Source organism: Streptomyces zaomyceticus, assembly GCF_014656215.1.
GTDB classification, from domain to species: domain Bacteria; phylum Actinomycetota; class Actinomycetes; order Streptomycetales; family Streptomycetaceae; genus Streptomyces; species Streptomyces zaomyceticus.
In genome coordinates this window covers 184072-203220 of sequence record NZ_BNBZ01000011.1, presented here as the reverse complement: position 1 = coordinate 203220, position 19149 = coordinate 184072, and the positions used below count along the sequence as shown (strand labels likewise).

At 68.0% G+C, this 19149-nt stretch carries 14 protein-coding genes; 6 read left to right on the top strand and 8 right to left on the bottom strand.

Annotation, left to right across the window (positions count from 1 at the left end):
• Positions 1-4: 4 nt before the first annotated feature.
• The gene (locus tag IE311_RS17200; RefSeq protein ID WP_189832562.1) at positions 5-1051 is read right to left on the bottom strand and encodes a CBS domain-containing protein; all 1047 of its coding nucleotides are present in this window, start codon (positions 1049-1051) and stop codon (positions 5-7) included.
• Positions 1048-2871 (bottom strand): DUF262 domain-containing protein, encoded by a 1824-nt coding sequence (locus IE311_RS17195; protein WP_044379852.1) that lies wholly within the window; start codon positions 2869-2871, stop codon positions 1048-1050. The genes IE311_RS17200 and IE311_RS17195 overlap by 4 nt, the downstream gene beginning before the upstream one ends.
• A 149-nt stretch (positions 2872-3020) precedes the next feature.
• Here IE311_RS17195 and brxD point away from each other — a divergent pair, with 149 nt between their 5' ends.
• The 4 genes from brxD (at position 3021) to IE311_RS36710 (ending at position 8979) form a co-directional block, all read left to right on the top strand.
• Positions 3021-4355 carry a BREX system ATP-binding protein BrxD gene (gene brxD / locus IE311_RS17190; protein ID WP_189832561.1) on the top strand — a complete coding sequence of 445 codons (1335 nt, stop codon included), beginning with the start codon at positions 3021-3023 and terminating at the stop codon, positions 4353-4355.
• Entirely contained in the window at positions 4355-6565 is a 2211-nt protein-coding gene (locus IE311_RS17185) for a DEAD/DEAH box helicase (RefSeq protein ID WP_189832560.1), read from the top strand. Before brxD ends, IE311_RS17185 begins: the two co-directional genes overlap by 1 nt.
• Positions 6566-6711: 146 nt before the next feature.
• Positions 6712-8583, top strand: a complete 1872-nt coding sequence (locus IE311_RS17180; protein ID WP_189832593.1) for a DNA/RNA helicase domain-containing protein — start codon at positions 6712-6714, stop codon at positions 8581-8583.
• Positions 8584-8850: 267 nt separating this feature from the next.
• A complete protein-coding gene (locus IE311_RS36710) occupies positions 8851-8979 on the top strand; it encodes a DUF6408 family protein (RefSeq protein WP_222517947.1) in 129 nt (42 codons plus the stop codon).
• A 57-nt stretch (positions 8980-9036) separates the two neighbouring features.
• On the opposite strand, the gene IE311_RS17175 is transcribed toward IE311_RS36710, so the two are convergent.
• From IE311_RS17175 to IE311_RS17165, 3 genes are all read right to left on the bottom strand, one after another.
• The gene (locus IE311_RS17175; protein ID WP_189832592.1) at positions 9037-11154 is read right to left on the bottom strand and encodes a DUF2075 domain-containing protein; all 2118 of its coding nucleotides are present in this window, start codon (positions 11152-11154) and stop codon (positions 9037-9039) included.
• Positions 11155-11822: 668 nt separating this feature from the next.
• Positions 11823-13151 carry a class I SAM-dependent RNA methyltransferase gene (locus tag IE311_RS17170; protein WP_189832559.1) on the bottom strand — a complete coding sequence of 443 codons (1329 nt, stop codon included), beginning with the start codon at positions 13149-13151 and terminating at the stop codon, positions 11823-11825.
• Positions 13152-13223: 72 nt separating this feature from the next.
• Positions 13224-15275 carry an APC family permease gene (locus IE311_RS17165; RefSeq protein ID WP_189832558.1) on the bottom strand — a complete coding sequence of 684 codons (2052 nt, stop codon included), beginning with the start codon at positions 15273-15275 and terminating at the stop codon, positions 13224-13226.
• 234 nt (positions 15276-15509) lie between these two features.
• Here IE311_RS17165 and IE311_RS17160 point away from each other — a divergent pair, with 234 nt between their 5' ends.
• Both IE311_RS17160 and IE311_RS17155 read left to right on the top strand, forming a co-directional pair.
• On the top strand, positions 15510-16178 hold the full coding sequence (locus tag IE311_RS17160) for a potassium channel family protein (RefSeq protein ID WP_189832557.1): 669 nt from the start codon (positions 15510-15512) through the stop codon (positions 16176-16178).
• Entirely contained in the window at positions 16178-16855 is a 678-nt protein-coding gene (locus tag IE311_RS17155) for a potassium channel family protein (protein WP_189832556.1), read from the top strand. Before IE311_RS17160 ends, IE311_RS17155 begins: the two co-directional genes overlap by 1 nt.
• Before the next feature lie 171 nt (positions 16856-17026).
• Here the strand turns inward: IE311_RS17155 and IE311_RS17150 are convergent, their stop codons facing one another.
• The 3 genes from IE311_RS17150 to IE311_RS17140 are packed head-to-tail and all read right to left on the bottom strand — an operon-like array spanning position 17027 to position 18911.
• On the bottom strand, positions 17027-17764 hold the full coding sequence (locus IE311_RS17150) for a DUF3159 domain-containing protein (RefSeq protein ID WP_189832555.1): 738 nt from the start codon (positions 17762-17764) through the stop codon (positions 17027-17029).
• 3 nt (positions 17765-17767) lie between these two features.
• Complete coding sequence (locus tag IE311_RS17145) at positions 17768-18166, bottom strand: OB-fold nucleic acid binding domain-containing protein (RefSeq protein ID WP_073906407.1); 399 nt, start codon at positions 18164-18166, stop codon at positions 17768-17770.
• Between the two features lie 58 nt (positions 18167-18224).
• Entirely contained in the window at positions 18225-18911 is a 687-nt protein-coding gene (locus tag IE311_RS17140) for a response regulator (RefSeq protein ID WP_189832554.1), read from the bottom strand.
• Positions 18912-19149 lie beyond the last annotated feature (238 nt).

Here is a 19149-nt window from a genome sequence, read left to right as displayed (position 1 = left end):
TGGGTCAGCCGACGTAGTCCCGCAGCAGGGTCGTGAAGGCCGTTAGCTCACGCATCGACGCGAGAGGCAAAGGCTCCGCATCGAAATGAGCGATGCGGTTCCGAACGTCCTTCACACGCTGCAGATGACGGACGAACTGGCCGCGGTCCAGGGATTCGCACTGGAGCGCGGCCCAGTTGAGGTCCGCCTGTTGTGCCATGGCCTGCTTCTTCTGCTCCCCGTTGAGGAGATAGACGTAGTCGCCGAACGTCAGATCCTCGACCCGTCCGGAGCGGTGCTCGGCCTTCTTGTTCGTCTGAACCGCCTTGATCGCTTCTTCGGTGAGCTTGGCTCCCAGCCACCGGCGCAGGAGAGATTCGATCTCGCCGAGCAGGAAGAAGGGGCGGGCGGCGCTCTCAAAGCGGTGGACCACGTGCGACTGGGTCACGATGCCGGACAGACTTCCGTCCTCGCCTCGGACCAGAAGGTAGCCGTGCTCCGAGAGCATGGGCAGGCACGCGAAGAACTCCTGCCGCGCGTCGGCCACCGGCAGTGACTCCTGCTGCATGGCGTTCTCCAGGCTGCTCTCCTTACCCACCTCGTACATGAGGGCCAGGGAACGCCAGGTGATCACTCCGTGCAGGGTCGTCATGCCCGTCGTGACGGGGATCTGGGCGTACCCGCGTTGGCGCATCAGGTACGTCGCCTGAGAGAGCTCAGAAGTGATGGACACGCATCGCACCCCGCCGCGCGCGGAGGGCAGGTCACCGATCCGGAGCCGCTGCGGCAGCGCGGCCGACGGAAGCGGATCCCTCTCTGCATCGTCCGCGTCGTCGGGCTCGGGCGTGACCTGCGCGGCAGTGGCGAAGGCAACGATCTGGACCCGCTCGCCCGGAGCGCAGTTGGCGAAGTCCGGCAGAGTGGCGAGCCCCGCGTCGGTCAGTGCTTGCGCGATGTCGTGCACGTTCCACGGCCGGCGCACCCGCACATCGAACAGGTCCAGCAGTTCCCGGAGGGGGATCTCTGTTCCCTTGAGCGCGAGAAGGTCTTCGGTGCTCGGCTTCTGGCTCACTTGGCCGCCTTGCCATCGGTCATGTCGCGCAGGATCGTCCGCTTGCCCATGGCTGCGTACACCATGTCCTCGAGCTGCTTGGCCCGTGCCGTGTAGAACGCCTCGTAATCGTTCGTCCTCAGGAAGTACGGATCGATCAGATGCGTCGCGATGACGTCGTCGAACCACTCACGGCGCATGTCGGAGGCAGCGGCGAGTGAGTCGAGATAGGTACCGGGTGCGCCGGTGAGGGCCTGGGCCGCGCGCAGAGACAGCGGTGTCTTGTTGACGATGGAGTTGGCTGGGAAGGTCTTGGCCCCGCCGTACTGCCGACGCACCCAGGCTCGGGGGAAGATGTGCCGGACGTCTACGCCGTACTCGTCCATCAGGCCGGGCTTCAGCGGCGTCTCCGTGTAGTGCCAGTCCACAGCGCCCTGTTTGATGAGCAGGGCATAGATTCCCTTGTAGGCAGCGCTGTTCCGGGTGGTGAGCGTGTCCAGCCGCTCCGGGAAGAAGTAGGCGTCGGTGACGGTCTCCGGGGCGGGCCCCTCACGCCGGACCCATGCCACCAGCTGTTCGACGTCCCGCGTGAAGCGGGTCTCGGTGGAGCCGCCGTACATCTCACCGAGCACGCCGCACCAGTACCACTGCGTGATCATGTCTTCCGCACCGAGCGTGTCGGTCGCCTCCCCGAGGATGGCCCTGACAGCGGCGAGCGGTACCAGCTGGGTGCGGTAGGGCAGCTCGGCAGCGCGCACGATGCACTGCTTCTCCAGGAAGGCGCCCGCCCATGCGAACGCCTTGGCGAGCCGCGGCGCGAGCGACTCGAAGTCCGCCAGGGGGAGCTCGAGGAGGTCACGGCGTTTGCAGGAGACGCCGGTGCCCTGCCCGTCCTGCTTCCGGGACCACGTGCGCACCAGCGCCACGGCCTGCAGGAAATCGCTGCTGCTCAGTCCGTCGTCGATGCCCGCCTCGAGCCGTCCGAACACGGGATGACGGCCGGCCAGATCCTCCTTGATCGCCCGCCAGACCAGGGGCAGCTGGTAGTAGTCGCCGGTCCGCTCGCGGTAGGCCCGGTCACCGGCGTAGGTAGCTGTCAGGAGCTCGAAGACGTTGAGGGGAACACCCCCTGTGTTCACTCGCTCGAAGACGGCGCACACGGCGTCCATGGAAGTGGAGGCGGCCAGTTTGATCATGGGCACCTGGAAGGAGCGCACGGGTTCGAGAACCTGCTCCTCGAACCGGCTCCACCGGTCGAAATGACCGTCGTCCATCTTCTCGTACGCTCGTCGCCATGCATTCACCTTCGCGGTGTCGAAGACGATGCTGAGGGGGAAGAGTCCTGCAGCGCACTCGCCTTCGGCGGTGGTCAGGTCATGAACGACGTTCCGGGCGAAGTTGGACCGCTGGACCTTGTCCTCCGGCACGGACACGATGGCCTCGTCGCGATCCGCGGGCGAGCCGATGGCGTTCTTGATGTCCACGTAGTACCAGCGCCTGACAGGGTTGCCCCGCGCATCAGTGGTCTCGACGGGACTGTCCTGGAACAGAGCTTGGAACAGCGAAGTGAGACGCTGCTGTCCGTCGAGGAGCAGCAGGCCGGGCGCCACGCCCTCCGCCACCTGCGCACCGGTGAGGGCTCGGGCGCGGAAGGGTGAGTCGCCCCCTGTCTCCAGCGTCATCACCACGCCCAGGGGGTAGTCGAGCGTCACCGTCGCGACAATGGCGCGAATTCGATCGTCGTCCCACTTCCAGTCACGCTGGAAGTCGGGCAGTTGAAGAGAGCCTGACGCCACATCTGCCAGGAGCGCCTTGAGCTTCACATTGTCGAGTCCGGCCACGTGCTTGTTCCCCACCCTCGCAGTGCTGCGCGTTCTTCACGCGAGCGGCGATTAGACCAATCACGCGACACAGAGGTCAACGAGGTCGGCTGCACCAACAGTCGACTTCGGCCAACCGCCCGGCGCCACTGGAATGGGACACTGGTGACGTGAGTACCGCTGCTTCCTCCCGTCCCTCCCCGGCCAGTGCGGCGCGTCGCCGTGCGGTGATCGACGCCCTGCGTCGCGGCGCCGTCCCCGAAAGCGGGCTCGACCTCCTGGCTACCGGCCTGGACCGGTTCGAGGCAGCACTCGATGCCGAGCTCGACACGGTCGCCTCCGGTTCGTCGGTGTTCAAGGCCGTCCGAGGTGAGTACGGGTCGGGCAAGACCTTCTTCACCCGGTGGCTGGGTGAACGGGCAAAGCGGAGGGGCTTCGCGTTGGCGGAGATTCAGATCTCCGAGACGGAGACCCCCCTCCACAAGCTGGAGACCGTCTACCGGCGCCTCACCGAGCGGCTGACCACCGCGAGCTTCCCCCCGAGCGCGCTCCGGCCGGTCGTGGACGCATGGTTCTACACCCTGGAAGAGGATGCCCTCGCGGACGGCGCGGAGGAGGAAGATCTCCCGCAGGCGGTGGAGAAGCTACTGACGGCACGATTGACCGAGGTGTCCCGGCACGCGCCGTCGTTCGCCACGGCACTGCGCGGCTACAAGTCAGCCCTCGCCGGGGGCGACGAGGCGACGGCAGCGGCCGTCCTGGCGTGGCTCGGCGGCCAGCCACACGTGGCAGCGGCAGCCCGACGCTCCGCCGGAGTCCGCGGGGACCTCGATCACTTCGGGGCCTTCGGCTTTCTGCAAGGCCTCCTGACCGTACTGCGCGACTCCGGGCACAACGGCCTGTTCGTCGTCCTCGACGAGGTCGAGACGCTGCAGCGCGTCCGTTCGGATGCGCGGGACAAGGCGTTGAACGCCCTTCGACAGCTCATCGACGAGGTGCACTCCGGCCGGTTCCCCGGGCTCTATCTCCTGATCACCGGAACACCGGCGTTCTACGACGGCCAGCAGGGAGTTCAGCGGCTTGCTCCTCTCGCCCAGCGCCTCGCCACCGATTTCACCACCGACCCGCGCTTCGACAACCCACGTGCGGTGCAAGTGCGGCTGCCGGGCTTCACACAGGAGTCACTGGTCGGCCTCGGAGTGACCATTCGCGACCTCTACGCGGAAGGTGCCGCTTCGCCAGAACGCGTGAAGTCACTCGTCGACGATGCGTACGTTGCCGACCTCGCCCGCGCGGTGGGCGGTGCCCTCGGGGGGAAGGCAGGTGTGGCGCCGCGGCTGTTCCTCAAGAAGCTGGTCGGTGACGTCCTGGACCGTGTCGACCAGTTCGAGGACTTCGACCCTCGTCAGCACTACCGACTGACTGTGACGAGCAACGAGCTCACGGACGTGGAGCGCAATCACGCGGCATCCGGCTCGGCCGACGACATCGACCTGGACGTGTGATGAGTGGAGACGAAGCGGGTGGAGGGTCCGCCCATGCCGGCGCCCGTCGAGTAGGCACGGACCCCGTCGACCGACTCGACCCCGTCATCCTCCACCATGTCGTGAACACGCTCGGCTGGCCCGACCTCCGGCCTCTGCAACGCGCCTCGATCGACCCACTCATGGACGGCGAGGACGCCGTACTGCTCGCGCCCACTGCGGGCGGCAAAACCGAGGCAGCATGCCTGCCCATCCTGTCGGCCATGTCCCACGAGCGCTGGTCCGGAACGTCCGTTCTCTACCTGTGCCCGCTCAAAGCACTCCTCAACAACCTGGTCGTCCGCGTCGACTCCTACGCTCAGTGGCTCGGCCGCCGAGCCGAGCTGTGGCACGGAGACACGAAGGAGTCTCAGCGCAGGCGCATCCGTACGGACACACCCGACATCCTCCTCACCACTCCTGAGTCCCTTGAGGCCATGCTCATCGGAGTCAAGACCGACCACGCGCACCTCCTGGGCGGGGTCCGGGCAGTCGTGGTGGACGAGGTGCACGCGTTCGCGGGCGACGACCGAGGCTGGCATCTGCTCGCGGTTCTGGAACGTCTGGAGCAGGTCACGGGACGCCCCATCCAGCGGGTCGGTCTGTCTGCAACCGTCGGGAACCCTCAACAGCTCCTCACCTGGCTCCAAGGTTCCGGTGCAGGCAACCGCCCGGGGCGGGTCGTAGCCCCCGACCTCACCCTCACCCCGGATGCCGCCCCGACCGCCGCCCCCACGACCGGGAACCTCCGGCCTCCAGGCGACGTGGAGCTGGACTACGTAGGGTCGCTCGACAACGCGTCCAAGCTGATCGCCGCCTTGCACCGCGGAGAGAAGCGGCTGGTGTTCTGCGAGTCCAGACGACAGGTGGAGGAGCTGGGAGCCGCCCTGCGGGCGCGCGAAGTGACGGTGTTCCTCTCGCACGCCTCGCTCTCGGCCGACGAAAGAGCCAGGTCGGAACAGGCCTTCGCAGAGGCACGAGACTGTGTCATCGTCTCCACCTCCACACTGGAACTGGGCATCGACGTGGGCGACCTGGACCGCGTCATCCAGATCGACTCGCCCCGCACCGTGGCATCGTTCCTCCAGCGCATCGGCCGTACCGGCAGGCGCTCGGGGACCACTCGCAACTGTCTGTTCCTCGCCACCGGCAAGGACACCCTGCTGCAAGCCGCCGCTCTCCTGCTGCTCTGGGGCCGCGGCTGGGTCGAACCGGTAACACCGCCTCCAGAACCTCGCCACCTCGTGGCGCAGCAGCTGCTCGCTGCCACGCTCCAGCAGCACCGCATCGGTGACCAGACATGGCAAGGAATGTGGAACGGGCTGGCCCCGTTCGACCGGTCAGCGGCTCCCATCCTGCGACACCTGGTGAACGAGGGGTTCCTCGACGAGGACGCCAGCATGCTCTTCATCGGCCCCGAGGCGGAGCGACGCTTCGGCCGGCGTCACTTCATCGAATTGACCGCTTCCTTCACCGCTCCCCCGCAGTTCACGGTTCTGTCCGGTCGTACCGAGATCGGGCAGACGGACCCTTCCGTGCTGACGGAAGAGCGGCCGGGCCCGCGCCGGTTGCTGCTCGGCGGACGCAGCTGGCAAGTGACCTTCATCGACTGGGGGCGCAAGCGGGCCTTCGTCGAGCCGGCCGACGGTGGTGGCGTCGCCAAATGGACGGGCGGTTCCCTCGCCGGTCTCTCGTACGCCTTGACCCGCTCGATGCGCGACGTACTTCTCGGAGCAGACCCCCTGGTTTCTCTGACCCGTCGGGCCGAGGCGTGCCTGACCGAGTGGCGTGAGGAAGATGCTCCACAGATCACGGATGCTGACGGCTCCCTGATCACCCGCCTGGGAACGGATGTGCGTTGGTGGACGTGGGCCGGCTACCGAGCGAACGCGACACTGGCCGCCACCCTTCCGTCGATCAGTGATCCCGTTCAACGACCGACGGACTGCTACGTGCGGCTGAGGGAAGACCTGACAGCCGACATGTGGCGAGTGGCGCGTGCGGATGCCGACGGCGGAAACGCGCTGGTGTTGCCTGATGTCGATCACCGAGCCGTACACGGCCTGAAGTTCTCAGCAGCGCTCCCCCAGCGTCTCGCGGTGGCCACCGTTGCCGCGCGACTGGCCGACTTCGACGGCGCGCGAGCGGCCTTGCACGACACCGTACGGTTCCACACCGCGTCCACCCGTTGAAACGTGAGGCCAGGCTCTTGATCCGCTGCCTGTTCTAGAATGGCCGCGACAGACTCAGCGGCCCGACAGGCTTCCGCTCCGCATTCGTGGAACCAGGACATGCCCCCACCCGCACGAGCGACTTCGTGCTGCCTGGGGGCATTCTCTTGCTGTTCCGTGAGTCTGCGGCGTCACTGGCCACCCGCACCCACGTCGAGGGCCGATTGGCGCGGCTCCTGACGGAGAACTTCCTGCACCAGCACCGTCACCGGCCCCAGCCGGCGGAGGTCCGGGCTTGGGAGCGCAGCATCCCGGCACTCACCAACGTGCTCGTGGAAGCCGGGCTCGGCGAAGTGGAGATGCTGCTGGAGTACGGGCTGCCGCTGACCAGCAAGCGCGCTGACGTGATACTGGCCGGCGTGCATCCGGCCACCGGTGAGGCGTCGTACGTGGTGGTCGAACTGAAGCAGTGGAGCGAAGCCCACCCCGAGCCGGAGGATCCGCTGCTCTGCCATATCGACGCCTACGACCATCCGATCCTCAACCCGATCGAGCAGGTGCGCGGCTACTGCGACTACCTGGTCTCGTTCAATGGGGCTCTGGAGAACAATCCGGAGTCGGTCGTCGGCGTGGCATACCTGCACAACGCGGCGGAGTCCAAAGTGGCGGGCCTGCGCCATGTCGCAGAAGACGATCGCGGCCGGATGTTCACGGGTGATCAGCGTGGCGCCTTCCTGAGCTACCTGCGTTCGCGTCTGGCCGCGAAGCCCGGTGCGGATGCGGCCGATGCCTTGCTGCAGGCCAAGGTCCGGCCGTCGAGGCAGCTGATGGCCGTTGCTGCCGCAGAGGTGCGCGACCGGGAACAGTTCGTCCTGCTCGATGAACAGCGGCTCGCCTACGAGACGGTCATGGCCGCGGTGCGGCGGGCGCGACAAGCGGATCACAAACAGGTCGTTGTGGTGACCGGGGGGCCGGGCTCCGGCAAGAGTGTGATCGCCTTGTCTCTCCTCGGAGACCTCTACCGGCGCGGGGTGCCCGCCCTGCACGCCACCGGCTCGCAGTCGTTCACCAAGACGATGCGCAAGATCGCCGGCACCCGCAAGCCCGAAGTGCAGCGGCTCTTCCGCTATTTCAACAGCTTCATGGAGGCTGAGCCCAACGATCTCGACGTCCTTGTCTGCGACGAGGCCCACCGCTTGCGCAAGACCTCCGCCAACCGCTACACGAAGGCGACGCTCCGCACGGGCCGACCGCAGGTGGCGGAGCTGATGGCAGCGGCTCGGGTTCCGGTCTTCCTGCTGGACCAGCACCAAGTGGTCCGACCGGGCGAGATGGGGACGGAGGAGCAGATTCGGGAAGCAGCCGCCGCATTGGGGCTCGCATGCACCGTGGTGGAACTGGACAGTCAGTTCCGATGCGGTGGCAGCGACGCATACCTGCGGTGGGTCGTTGACCTTCTGGGGCTCGAAGGTCGGGCTCCCACCGTGTGGGAGCCCGACGACAAAGTCCGTTTGATGACCGTCGACACCCCGCAGGAGCTCGAAGACTTCCTGGCCGCTCAACGGGCGCAGGGCTACGGCGCCCGCATGTCCGCGGGCTACTGCTGGAAGTGGACGACGAAGATCACTTCCAGTATGAACGCATTGCCCACCGACGTGGTCATCGGTGACTGGGCGAGGCCATGGAACCTCTACGGTGACCGAGCCCTGCTCGGCGCACCGCCGGCGCCACTGTGGGCCACCGCCCCCGAGGGGTTCGGGCAGGTCGGATGTGTGTACACCGCGCAAGGCTTCGAGTACGACTGGTCGGGTGTCATCATGGGCCCGGACCTCGTCTGGCGGACCGACCGCTGGGTGGTGGACCGCACAGCGTCGAAGGATCCCTCGTTCACGAAGGCGACATCGGACGACGACGTGGATCGCCTCGTGCGCAATACGTACAAGGTGCTTCTCACCCGGGGCATGATCGGGACGGTCGTCTATTCGACGGACCCCGAGACCCGCGAGAAGCTCCGCACGCTGATCCCTCCGACGCCTTGAGCACCAACCGCCTTCGAGGCGCCGCGGAAATCAGGGCGCTCTCGGCCACTGGAGCACTGCGAAAACCACGACGCGCGGGCCAGGCCGCGAGATAGCATGATCGCGCTGCGCACCTTCCCGGAGGGTACGAGGCAAGGGTCGGTACGCCTGCCCCAATGACCCGTGAACGACGAATGGTTGTGCCCGTCGTGTGGCGACACACGACGCGAGCGTGGATGCCCGCAGGGCGTCCCCCTGCCATTCCGATCTCACTGCATTGGAGCGGCCATGACCTCGGTCGAGTACAAGCCTGCGCGTCGTGAACGGATCCGCGAGATCCTGATCGAGATCGCCGTCGGAGTCGTCACCAATCTTGTGGTGACGGCCTTGCTGTCGATTGCGGGTCTGCTCTTCTAGAGCGGGCGGGTGGCGGGCCCGGTGAGCCCGCCACTCACACCGAACGCGAAAGCACGTTCAGAACAGCGTCAGATCGGGCCCCTGCGATTTGCGCGCCTTCCGATTCCTCTTGCCACGTCTTCCCCTGCTGGGCCGGGGCAGGTGCGGCTTGCGCGCCTCCGCAGGCAGATTCTCCCATGTAGGACGCAATGCGTGGATCTCGACCGGCCCGACGAGTTCCTTGAGGTAGGTCCGGGTCTCCTCGTCTGTGGAATAGAGCACTGTTGCCCGGCTGGCCCGGGTCATCAGCACGTGATAAGCGTGGCGGACGAGTCGGGCGAATTCCTCGTCGTCGACACTGCCCGCCTTCACCTTCGGGTCGAACGAGCCGGGGCGAGCCACTCGCTTGGCGTCGGACTCCTCGTCCTTGCGCTCCTTGCCCCGACGGAACACCCATTGGCCGTCTCGGCGCACCATGTCCTCGCCCATGATGACGCCGCACCAGTCCCATTCGAGGCCCTGCGCTGTATAGACACAACCGATCTGGCCGAGGCCGTTCTCGTGCACGGACCATATCTTGGACGGGGGCACGTCGTCAGCGCAGAAGGTGTCGCTGTCCGCGTTCCACGGCCGGTGCCAGTCGCCGATGCGCACATCAGCCTCCAGCCGCCTCTCCTTGCCGAGTGGCTTGGTCCAAGGCCAGCAATAGCCGGCGACCATGCGCGCAGACGCACCGGCCAGCGCTTCGGCACGGATGATCCGTTCGAGTTCCTCAGGGGTGTCCGCCACTTCGACGTGCATCAGGCCGTCCGGGCGCCAGCACTCGGTCTCCTCGTCCGTCACACCGAGCACGGCGCGCACCCAACGGGGGTAGGCGTCGCTGCCGCCACAGCGGAACTGCTCGCGAAGCCCGACCTCAACAAGGCGGGCATCGTGTCGGGCAGCAGCCTCCTTGATCAGCTGTACGGTACCGACCTCGTTCGGCCTCACCGACTGCCCTTCATCCATGAAGAAGACCGTCAGTCGCGACGCGGCGAGGAGCTCGTCCACCTGCGGCCCCGTGCCCCAGTCCTCGGGCTTCCAGAATCGATTCGTCGAGCGGTCGCGAAGTCGGTGTGCCTCATCGCAGATCAACACGTCCAGGGGTGGCTCCGGTGGTCTGACGAAATTGCTGAAGTACGTGAACGACTCCCTGAACTCCCGGTCTCCGTATCCGACGTGCTCTTGAAGCGCGCCGTTGAACGCCCTACTGCCGCTGGCGTAGTTGACCGTGCGGCCTTGTGCCTCCAGCTCCGCTTTGATCTGCAGTCCGATCGCGCTCTTTCCCGTTCCGGCGCCACCGGTCACCAGGAAGATCACCCGTTGCTCGTCCGGGACCAAGGTGGGACGCTCGGGATCCGGTAGGACCTTGGCGGCCGATTCCAGGACCTGGTCGGCCACTGCCTTCTGGCGCCCACGGAGGGTGAAGACGGTGTCGGCCCCGCGGGACCAGATCATCGCGTCGAGCAGCGGGGTGTTGCGCAACCCCATGTTCTGCAGCATCCTCTCGGCCTCTGAGGCCGCGCCTTCAACGGCGAAGTGCCGCTGGAGGTCGGACAGCAATTGTGCGCGCCGGTCGCTCGTGTACACGCGGGCGTAGGCACCTGCCGGCGCATCCACGTCGATCAAGGGCCGAACCGAATCATCCGCGGCGTTGTGCAGGTAGGCGAAACCTCCGCATTCGAAGTCCGAGCGCCGGAAGGGGCCCCTGTCACTCGTGAACGCCTCGTAATACGAGCGCAATTGCAGTGCTGGGTGCTGCTTCACCTCGTCCATGGCCGGCACGTAGAGCAGGTCTGCCGTGGCCTGCTCCACCCTGGTCACCGTCGACCAGCGCTTCAGCTCGACCAACTGGACCGACGGCACGTTGCGTTCCGGGTGTCGGCCCACCAGAACGACGTCGATAAGGCGTGGGTTCTCGGAACGGTTCACCTCGTCGAGCGTGGCGGCACATTCGACGATCATCTCCACGTTGCCGCGCTCCGCCGCGACCAGGTCGTTCGCCAGGCTCACCAGGCTTTCCGCCCACGCGGAACGTTCCGACAATGAGGCGTCCGCGCCCCTGAAGTGTCGCCATCGGGCAGCAAGGTGCGGAACCATTCTGCGACGCGAATTCAGAGTGAGCAGGTCCTCCGCCGACAGTTTCAGCAGGAGCATGGACACGAGGTGGTTCCCCCAGGGCACGAGTGACTCGTGCGGGTGGGGGCATGTCCTGTTCAGGAAGCCCGTCGGGCCGCGATCGGTTGGAGTAATCCTAGTAAGGCCCGACCTGCCGAAGAACGACACCTCGGCTGTCGGCGAGAACTGCGTCGATCATGGCTGGATCATGCAGTACGGGTCATGGACCCTAGATCTCGAGCTGGCAACTGTCAGCTCATTCTCGGGGCGCCGAATGCGCGGGCCGGAAACTCCCGGGCGACCGCCGCCAGCTGCCCACCGCTGTTCCCGACGGGCTCCGTCGACCCTGTCGCGGGCAGTGACGCTGAGGAACCGCTACTGGGGCGCCACAGGGCAACGAGTGAGTGTCATTGGCCAAAAGTCAGGCTTGGCATTCGCGATGTCATAGGGCCAACGGCTTGCGGGTCGGCGACCAAGCCGTTGGCCCGGTCGCGTCCGTGGACGCGGCCGGGCCAACGTGATGGGGCTTCAGAACGTGCGTCAATTGAGCGTCAGCAGCCCGAGGAGAGCCCTGATGCCGCTAGCTAGGACCGCGACGTCCCGTACTGAAGCTGCAGGTCAGGCTGCTTCAGCAGCACCGACGCGCCTTCACGCGTTGCTGGCCCGGAAACAGGTCGAGCAGCTCACGAAGACCAGGAAACCCCAGGTCAGCCGTCCTTCTTTACCGGCTCCAGGATCGCCACGCACTCCACGTGGTGCGTCATCGGGAACAGGTCGAAGGCGCGCAGTGTGCGGACCTTGTAGCCGCGGTCCGCGAAGTAGGCGATGTCTCGGGCCAGGGCCGCCGGGTCGCAGGCGACGTAGGCGATGCGGCGGGCGCCAAGGCCCGCGAGGTGGTGGACCGTCTGCTTGCCGGCGCCGGCGCGCGGGGGGTCCAGGACGATGAGGTCGACCTCCGTGATGCCCGTGCGCGGGAGGACCGATTCGACCTTGCCCTGTTCGATGCGCACGCGGGGGAAGTCGGCGAGGTTGTGGCGGGCGTCCTCCACCGCGCGCTTGCCGGACTCGATGCCGAGGACCGCGCCCTGGTCGCCGACGCGGTCGGCGAGGGCGCCCGCGAAGAGGCCGACGCCGCAGTAGAGGTCGAGGGCCGTCTCGCCCTTGCGGGGGGTCAGGCCCTGCATGACGGCGAGCATCAGGGTCTGCGCGGCCTTCGGGTGGACCTGCCAGAAGCCGCCGTTGCCGACGCGGTAGGTGCGCTCGTCGGCGCGCTCGCGGACGAAGGCGCGGCCGTGGACGCGGTGGACTCCGCCGTCCTTCTCGTCGACGCGGAGGACGGAGACCGGCTTGTCCAGTTCCACCAGCGGGAGGCGGCCGCCGGGCTTCGGGGTCAGGACGACCTGGCGGTCGTGCGAGCCGGAGGCGGCGATGGCCTCGACCGAGGCCATGTTCTCCCAGTCGCGCTTCTCGATGCCCAGTTCCGAGACGCCCTCGGCGGCGATCATGCAGTGGTCGATGACCTCGACCTCGTGCGAGCGGTGCTTGCGCAGGCCCGCGTGGCCGTCCGCGTCGATCGTGTACTGGACGCGGGTGCGCCACTTCGGGACCTCGCCCGGCGGGAGCTTGTCGCCCTCGGCGGGCATGACCGTGCCGTCCCAGCCGGCCTCCTCGGGGGTCAGTCCGGCGAGCCGCAGGAGCTGCTCGGCGATGACCTCGCCCTTGAGGCGGCGCTGGGCGCCGGGCTTGGCGTGCTGCCAGTCGCAGCCGCCGCACTTGCCCGGGCCCGCGAAGGGGCAGGGAGCCTCGACCCGGTCCTTGGACGGGTCGAGGATCGTGATCGCGTCCGCCCGCAGGAAGCGGGAGGTCTCCTCACCCTCGGTGACGCGGGCGACGACCTTCTCGCCGGGCAGCGCGTGGCGGACGAAGAGGACGCGGCCCGCTTCGGTCCGCGCGATGCAGTGGCCGCCGTGGGCGACCGGACCGACCTCGACCTCGTACTCTTCCCCGACCAACGACGAAACAGGGGTGTTCTGCATGGCGGGGAGACTCCAAGGGGGAGGAACGGGGGAAGTGACCGTGGGCTGCCGTTCGGACGGCAGCCCACCAGTCTAGTTGCTCTTTGAGGTCGGTTCCTTCTGGCGCTTCTCCACCGGGCCGCGGCGGACGGAGCCCGGCGCGTTCCAGTCCTGGCGCTTGCGGGCCCGCTTCTTCGCGGCCTCGGAGGACTGGAGCTGGTACGGGACGGAGGTCACCATGACGCCGGGGGTGAAGAGCAGCCTGCCCTTGAGGCGCAGTGCGGACTGGTTGTGGAGCAGGTGCTCGTACCAGTGACCGACGACGTACTCCGGGATGTAGACGGAGACGGCGTCGCGCGGGCTCTCCCGGCGGATGTTCTTGACGTACTCGATCACCGGTCGGGTGATCTCGCGGTACGGCGAGTCGAGGATCTTGAGCGGGACGTTGATGCCGCGCCGCTCCCACTCCTCCCTGAGCGCCTTCGTCTCGACCGGGTCGACGTTGACGGTCAGCGCCTCCAGCTCGTGGGCGTGCATGAGCTTGGCGTAGGCCAGGGCGCGCAGGGTCGGCTTGTGGAGCTTGGAGACGAGGACGATGGAGCGGACCCGGGAGGGGCGCACGTACTCGTCGGGGCGTTCCTCGGCGGCGGCGATCTCGGCGGCGACGGAGTCGTAGTGCCTGCGGATCGCGGTCATCGTCCCGTAGAAGATCACCATGCCGAGCAGGGCGACCCAGGCGCCGTGGGTGAACTTGGTGGCGAGGACGACGACGAGGACCAGGCCGGTGAAGAAGGCGCCGAAGGCGTTGATCGCGCGGGAGCGGATCATGTGGCGGCGCTTGGCCGGGTCCCGCTCGGTCTTCAGGTGCCGGTTCCAGTGCCGGACCATGCCGATCTGGCTGAGGGTGAAGGAGACGAAGACACCGACGATGTACAGCTGGATCAGCCGGGTCGAGTCGGCTCCGTAGACCCAGACGAGGAGGGCTGCGGCGCCCGCCAGGAGCACGATGCCGTTGGAGAAGGTGAGGCGGTCGCCGCGGGTGTGCAGCTGGCGGGGCAGGTACCGGTCCTGGGCGAGGATCGAGCCGAGGAGCGGGAAGCCGTTGTACGCGGTGTTGGCGGCGAGGAAGAGGACGAGCGCGGTGGCGGCGGCGAGCAGGACGAAGAAGAACGTTCCGTCGCCGAAGACGGCGGCCGCGACCTGCGAGATCACCGGGTCCTGGACGTAGCTCGGGCCGACCGGGACGCCGTTGACGAGGAGGTCCTCGGCGGGCTTCTCGGCCATCCGGACGTCGGTGGCCATGGCGAGGAAGATGATGCCGCAGAACATGGTGACGGCCAGGCCGCCCATCAGGGCGAGCGTGGTGGCGGCGTTCTTGGACTTCGGCTTGCGGAAGGCGGGGACACCGTTGGAGATGGCCTCGACACCGGTGAGCGCGGCACAGCCCGAGGAGAACGCGCGCAGCAGCAGGAAGACGAGCGCGAAGCCGGCGAGGCCCTGGTGCTCGGGCTTGATCTCGTAGTCGGCGGTGGGAGCCTTCATGGTCTCGTCGAGGACGATCCCCTTGTACGCGCCCCAGGCGATCATGATGAACACACCGGCGACGAAGACGTACGTCGGGATCGCGAAGAGCGAGCCGGACTCCTTCACGCCGCGCAGGTTCATCACGGTCAGCAGCACGATCACGCCGACCGCGCAGGCCACCTTGTGCTCGACGACGAAGGGGATCGCCGAGCCGAGGTTCTCGATGCCGGAGGAGATCGACACGGCGACGGTCAGGACGTAGTCGACGAGCAGGGCGCTCGCGACGGTCAGTCCGGCCTTCGGCCCGAGGTTGGTGTTGGCGACCTCGTAGTCGCCGCCGCCGCTCGGGTACGCGTGGACGTTCTGCCGGTACGAGGCGACGACCGTGAACATCAGGACGACGACCGCGAGGGCGATCCATGGGCTGAAGTGGTAGGCCGACAGACCGGCCACGGAGAGAACGAGCAGCACCTCGCCGGGTGCGTACGCCACCGAGGACAGCGGGTCGGAGGCGAAGACGGGGAGAGCGATCCGCTTGGAGAGGAGGGTCTCTCCGAGCTTGTCGCTGCGCAGGGCCCGCCCGATCAGGATCCGTTTGGGAAGGTCGGTCAGTTTGGACACGGAGAGGATCGTAAGCGTTCGAAAAGAGCCACGCGCACCGGCACCCCCGATCGGCACCGAATCTCCCTGAGTACCACCTCGGATGCGGTCCCGGCCAGCGTTGCCGCATAAGCTCGGACCGGGTGACCCGGCAGGGTGTTGCCCGCCGCGACCCGGGCGCATCGGGTGAGGAAAGTTGTGAGCAGGGTGTTTTCGCAGGTCAGTAAGGCGATCAGGAGTGCGGGGTAAGGGGACGTGCACATCGTCATCATGGGCTGCGGGCGAGTGGGAGCCGCTCTCGCGCAGACCCTGGAGCAGCAGGGGCACACCGTCGCGGTCGTGGACCAGGACCCGACGGCTTTCCGTCGTCTGGGGTCGGGTTTCGGCGGTCGGCGCGTCACGGGCGTGGGCTTCGACCAGGACACGCTGCGCGAGGCCGGCATCGAGGACGCGGGCGCCTTCGCCGCGGTGAGCAGCGGCGACAACTCGAACATCATCGCCGCGCGGGTCGCGCGTGAGATGTTCGGCATCGAGAACGTGGCGGCGCGGATCTACGACCCGCGTCGTGCCGAGGTCTACCAGCGTCTCGGCATCCCGACGGTCGCGACGGTCCGCTGGACCGCCGACCAGATGCTGCGACGGCTGCTGCCCTCCGGCGCGGAGCCGCTGTGGCGGGACCCGAGCGGCGGCGTGCAGCTCGCGGAGGTGCACACCACCCCCGCCTGGATCGGTCACAAGGTGAGCCGGCTCCAGGAGGAGACCGGCGTCCGCGTCGCGTTCCTCACCCGGCTGGGCGAGGCGATTCTGCCCACCTCGCAGACGGTGCTCCAGGAAGGTGACCTGGTGCACGTGATGATGCGTACGGACGAGATCGCGAAGGTCGAGGAGGCCTTCGCCGAGGGTCCCGAGGAGGGCGGTCACTGATGCGTGTCGCTATTGCGGGCGCGGGTGCGGTGGGCCGTTCCATCGCGGGCGAGCTCCTGGAGAACGGGCACGAGGTCCTGCTCATCGACAAGGCGCCGACCGCCATCTCGGTGGAGCGGGTACCGCAGGCGGAGTGGCTGCTGGCCGACGCCTGTGAGATCACCTCGCTCGACGAGGCGGCGCTCCAGCGCTGCAACGTGGTGATCGCGGCGACCGGCGACGACAAGGTGAACCTGGTCGTCTCGCTGCTCGCCAAGACCGAGTACGGCGTCCCGCGGGTCGTCGCCCGGGTGAACAACCCGAAGAACGAGTGGCTGTTCAACGAGGCCTGGGGCGTGGACGTGGCCGTCTCGACGCCGCGTCTGATGTCGGCCCTGGTGGAGGAGGCGGTGAGCGTCGGCGACCTCGTCCGGCTGCTCCGCTTCAGCCACGGCGACGCGAACCTGGTCGAGCTGACGCTGCCGCCGGAGTCGGCGGTGGCCGGCACCTCGGTCGGGGACGTGGACTGGCCGCAGGACACCTCGCTGGTGACGATCATCCGCGGTTCGCGGGTGCTGACGCCGAGCCCCGAGGAGACGCTGGAGGCGGGCGACGAGCTGCTGTTCGTGGCCGCGCAGGCCCGCGAGGAGCAGCTGGAGGACCTGCTGCAGGTCCGCCGCGAGCCCACCGAGTCCTGATCACGCGTGGTACGCGGAAGGGCCCGGACCTGTTCGTCAGGTCCGGGCCCCTCCGTCGTGCCGTCCGAAGGCCGCGGGCGCGGGCTCGGCCGCGGGCGCGGGCGCGGCCCTGGGCCTCTCGGGCCCCTCAGGGTCCGAGGGGCCCGGTCCGAGCGCCTCCGCCCGTGGGCCTCACACCTCGGGGTGGCTCTGCGCGGCGGCGGCCGCCTTGCGCTCCTTCTCGGCGCGCTCCTCGGCCTCCATCTCGGCGAAGACGTCGATCGGCGGCGGAGCCTTCGCGAGGAACACCCAGGTGAGGTAGACCGCGAGCAGGAACGGCGGGATCTTCAGCGCGACGAGCACCCAGCCGAACTTGGTCGTGTCGGCCCACCAGTACATCGGGAAGAGGATCGCGCACTTGCCGAGCAGGATCAGGCCCCAGGCCACGCTGGCCTTCGTATACGCCTTCTTCCGGCCGGGGTTGCGGGTGCGCCAGGAGAGGTTCTCCTTGAAGACCGGACCGAGGATCAGGCCGATCAGGGGGACCCCGGCGGCCGCGGTGACGAGGTACGCGAGGGCGAGGCCCAGGGTGTACAGCATCCCGGGCAGGTAGAAGTCCTTGGCGTTGCCCGTCATCATCGCGAAGACCACGCCGAAGGCGACACCGAAGACACCGCTGAACGCGTGCTTGACGGTGTCCCGACGGATCAGCCGGACGGCGACCAGGACCAGCGAGACCGCGAGCGCGGCGATCGCCGAGATGTGCAGGTCCTTGTTGATCGTGAAGATCGTGACGAACAGCAGCCCCGGGAGGACCGTCTCGATCATGCCTCGGAGACCACCGAAGGCCTCGAACAGCGCGGCCTCGGTGACCTCCTTCGAGGCCTGGGCGTCCTGGTCCGTGGTGGTCGGCTTGTCGAGGGACGTCACCGGCTACTCCTGTCCGAGCGGTCGGAGCTCGTATTTGGGGTTGAAGAGGACCCGCCGGCCGTGGCTCATGGAGATCCGGCCGGAGGCGATCAGCTTGCGGCCCGGCTCGATGCCCACGATGGAGCGCCGGCCGAGCCACACGACGTCGAGCGGTGCCGTGCCGTCGAAGAGTTCGGCCTCCAGCGCGGGCACACCGGCCCGGGGACGCAGAGTGACCGTGCGCAAGGTACCAGTCACCTTGACTATCTGGCGGTCGGAGCAGTCGCAGATACGGGTGCACCCCGACGCTTCGGCGTCCTCCTGGAGCTCCTCGGACTCCAGGTCCTCCGGGGAGGAGGAGAGCCGGTCGAGCATCCGGCGGAACCGACCGGCCGGCTTCTCTGTACGCGGTGCAGCACTCATACAGAAAGCGTACCGGCCACCGCTGTCACCGAGACCGGCCACCGGACCCCGCGTCCGCTCACCGTTCGAAGCGGTAGCCCATGCCCGGTTCGGTGACGAAGTGGCGGGGATGCGACGGGTCGGCCTCCAGCTTGCGCCGCAGCTGCGCCATGTACACCCGCAGGTAGTTGGTCTCCGTGCCGTACGAGGGTCCCCAGACCTCCTGGAGCAGCTGCTTCTGGCTGACCAGGCGGCCGCTGTTGCGGACCAGGACTTCGAGGAGGTGCCACTCGGTGGGGGTGAGCCGGACGTCGCGGCCGTCGCGGTGGACCTTCTTCGCCGCGAGGTCGACGGTGAAGCCCGCGGTCTCGACGACCACGACCCCGTCCTCGGCTCCGCCGACGGGTTCGGCGCGGCGGACCGCGGCGCGCAGCCGGGCGAGCAGTTCGTCCATGCCGAAGGGCTTGGTGACGTAGTCGTCGGCGCCCGCGTCGAGCGCCTCGACCTTCTCGTCGGAGGCCTGCCGGGCCGAGAGGACCAGGATGGGCACGCGCGTCCAGCCGCGCAGGCCCTTGATGACCTCGACGCCGTCCATGTCGGGCAGGCCGAGGTCGAGGACGACGACGTCCGGGTGGCGTTCGGCGGCGAGCCGGAGGGCGGTGGCGCCGTCGGGCGCGGCGTCGACCTCGTACTTCCGTGCCTTGAGGTTGATCACCAGCGCGCGGACGATCTGCGGCTCGTCGTCGACCACGAGAACCCGGGTCATGGCGGGGGGCCTTCCTTCTTCGGTCGCCCGTACGGGCGGGAGCAAGAGAGTACGGGAGGGGACGGGGCGGGGCGGGGACGGTGGTGCGGGGCGGGACGGGATCGGTGGTGCGGTACGGCAGGGACGGTGGTGCGGGGCGGGACGTGATGGGGCCCCCGGTACGGAAGAGCCTGCTTCGGGTCACCTCGTTGCGCCGGGAGGCCGGATCGGGTCGCGGCCCGCGCCGTCGGCCCGGCGT